Origin of the sequence: Paenibacillus senegalensis JC66 (assembly GCF_000285515.1) — a bacterium.
Classification (GTDB): domain Bacteria; phylum Bacillota; class Bacilli; order Paenibacillales; family NBRC-103111; genus Paenibacillus_L; species Paenibacillus_L senegalensis.
This window is the reverse complement of record NZ_HE610961.1, coordinates 392,391-395,556: the sequence shown is the minus strand read 5'-3', so window position 1 is coordinate 395,556 and position 3,166 is coordinate 392,391. Positions and strand designations below refer to the sequence as shown.

Annotated in this window: 1 protein-coding gene and 2 pseudogenes; all 3 read left to right on the top strand. The window is 44.4% G+C overall.

The features are described 5' to 3' along the window. Positions 1 to 245: pseudogene (locus tag PSHG_RS28480) on the top strand (carbohydrate ABC transporter permease); the annotation flags it as partial. Positions 246 to 355: 110 nt separating this feature from the next. Further along, positions 356 to 1,987 (top strand): extracellular solute-binding protein, encoded by a 1,632-nt coding sequence (locus tag PSHG_RS20345; protein WP_010276987.1) that lies wholly within the window; start codon positions 356 to 358, stop codon positions 1,985 to 1,987. Positions 1,988 to 2,687: 700 nt separating this feature from the next. Beyond that, positions 2,688 to 3,166, top strand: a pseudogene (locus tag PSHG_RS30955) (sugar ABC transporter permease); the annotation flags it as partial.

Sequence of the window (3,166 nt, the reverse complement as noted above, 5' to 3'; positions counted from 1 at the left end):
CCTTGATTTATTTGTCTGATTCAGCGAAGCATCCGCTACAGCTGGTGTTGAGAGAAATATTAATTATGGGCCAGATGGCGGACATGGTCGATATGGCAGACGACTCGCTCGCCAAAAAATTGATGGAAGTGGAAGCAATCAAGTATGCCGTCGTCATCTTTGCGAACCTGCCGATCTTGATGCTCTATCCATTCCTGCAGAAGTACTTCGTTAAAGGGGTTATGATCGGGGCTTTGAAAGGCTAAAGTCCCGCGTAACAATATATCGCTTTACAGGGATACATGGTGCTCGCCTAAGAGACTATAAAAGGCTTGCTGCCATGTATCTTGCGAAAATCTAGGAGGTCATAAAAGAAATGAGTAAAAAGAAATGGGCTGCGACGGTATTAACGACAGCTATGTCTGTCGGAGTGCTGGCCGCATGCGGCAGTGGAGGAGACACGACTGGCAATGGTGGAGACTCTTCACCGGAAGAATTGGCAAATTTCAACGAAACCGGGTTTCCGATAGTGGACGAGCCCATTAATTTGACGTTTTTGACTGGAAAATCAGTTACAACCGCCAATAACTGGGCCGAAACGATGCTCTGGCAAGAGTATGAAAAAATGACCAACATTAAAGTCGATTTCCAGCTCGTTCCTTTTGACAGCCTGAATGAAAGAAAGAATCTCTCTTTGGCGGGCGGCGATTATCCGGACGTGTTCTACACCGGACGATTTACGAATAACGATCTGGTTAAATATGGTTCTGAAGGAACTTTCATTCCGCTAAATGATCTGATTGATCAATATGCGCCAAATTTGAAGAAAATATTGGATGAAAATCCGGACATCCGTGCAGGGATGACGATGCCAGACGGCAATATCTACGGATTGCCGACCATTTATGATGCCGATTTTACTTCGGTGTTGATCGGTTCCAAGCTGTGGTACAACCAGGAATGGCTGGAAGCTTTGGGTATGGAAGAACCGCAAACCGTGGATGACTTTTATAATTATCTCGTAGCAGTTAAAAATACGGATCTGAACGGCAACGGCCAGCAGGACGAAATCCCGCTCGGTTCTTACCAAATTGAGGATCTGCTTAATGCTACTAAAGGCTGGTTCGGGTTGATGAATCGTGGTACGGCGAACATTAACTTCGATATCGACCCGGAGACTAACGAGCTTAGATATATTCCGACATCGGACCGCTTCAAGGCTCAACTGGAGTTTATGCACAAGCTCTTTATGGAAGGGCTCATTGAACCGGAAATTTTCACGAATACAGCTAATGAATTTTTTGCCAAAGGAGCCGAAAATGTATATGGTGCTGTATTGACAACCAGCCCCGATACATTGATGGGCATGACCACCTTTGTAGGACTTCCGGCTTTGGAGGGCCCTTTCGGCGACAAAATGGCGACTAAAATCCGTTCCCCGTTAGTTGGCTCTGGCCCATTTGTCATTACTGACAAAAACGAACATCCGGAAGCTACCGTTCGCTGGATGGATTATTTCTATGGTGACGAAGGCGCCAGAATGTACTTTATGGGCTTTGAGGGAGAAAGCTACGAGGTAACAGAAAACGGTGAATTCGAATATACCGAAGAGATCCGCAACAACCCACAAGGACTGACTTTGGAGCAGGCGCTGGTTAAGTATGTAACCTGGCCGGGCGGAAGCTATCCGGGCATTGTGCGCCAAGATTTCTTCAAGGGTGCTGAATCTTTGCCTGAGTCCATTGAAGCGGCTGAGAAACTGAAGCCTTATCTGATTGACGAAATTTGGCCGGTATTTACGTTTACTCCAGAAGAGTCAACCCAATATACAGCTCTGCATTCCGATATCGATACGTATGCGGTAGAAATGCGTGCCAAATTTATTTCTGGGCAGACTCCATTCTCCGAATGGGATAACTATGTGGAAACGTTGAACCGCATGGGCTTAGACCGTTACATGGATATCCATCAAGCGTCTCTGGACAGATACCTTGAGCGGCAACAATAACGAAGCTGCACAACCTCTGTAAAAAGCTGTTAAAACCCGTCGGATTTTCCAAATTGAGGGATCCGACGGTTTTTTTGCGTGTCCTAACCAAATTCATGCTAAAAATTTTCAGATTTTTGGATAAAATCTAAGATTTATGTTTGACATTCTAAGCAAGTGCAGATATTATGAAAATAACTTAGAGTTCAATAAGTTCAATAAGGAGGCAGCAAGCTTAGCCCGGATTGAGTTTGTTAAGCGGGAAAACCTAAACTGAAGAACAAGTACTGTATATCTTGCATATAATGTAAGCGTTAACAGTGCTGTATAATTTACTCATTTTGAAAGCGTTAACATTTTGCAGGAATATTTTTTTCGGGTAGAGACGATGAGAAAACCCGGTGGAGAGGGCATGTGACTGTGAATGAATTCATTGCTTACACATGTTTCTATCTAAAGGCCTCATCGTTTTTTTGTAAAATTATGTCGACAAAATTTGACAATAATCAACATATTCTTGAAAAATTTACAGGAAATAAGCACTACTTCCGCATTGTAAATTTCCCGTAATATCTCGTCCTAAGTACTTATTATTTAGTGATTAATGAGCTATAGTAGGGCTAGAAAAAAGAACTATTATCTTCCAGCACTCCTAGGGCTCCCGTTTAAGCTTGCCTAATATTTCGTTTAAAGAGGTGAACAACCGTTGTCTAAACCTACGATGCAAGAAAGTCCGCTGCTCCATCGGCCTTCCCGGTTGTCCAAGGCGCTTAAGCCCTACCGGAGAAACTGGGAGCTGTATGTCCTGATTGCTCCGGCAATCGCTTATTTTATTATCTTCGAATACATTCCGATGTACGGATTGCAAATTGCGTTCAAGAACTTTATTGCGACCAAAGGAATTTGGGGAAGCCCCTGGATCGGATTCGATCACTTCGAGCGGTTCTTCAACAGCTACTTCTTCTGGCGCTTGATTAAGAACACGATCGGCATCAGCTTGTATCAGCTGGCGATAGGGTTTCCGGCTCCGATAATTTTGGCTCTGATGATCAACGAGGTGCGGCAAAAGTACTTTAGAAAGTTCGTGCAAACGGTTACCTATGCACCGCATTTCTTGTCCACCGTTGTGCTCGTCGGGATGCTCTTGATCTTCCTGTCCCCGTCCACAGGGCTGGTCAACCAGGTGATCAAGCTGTTCGG

Excerpts from the sequence above, each read along its gene's own strand:
- PSHG_RS20345 (WP_010276987.1), top strand. The coding sequence starts at position 356 with ATGAGTAAAAAGAAATGGGCTGCGACGGTATTAACGACAGCTATGTCT.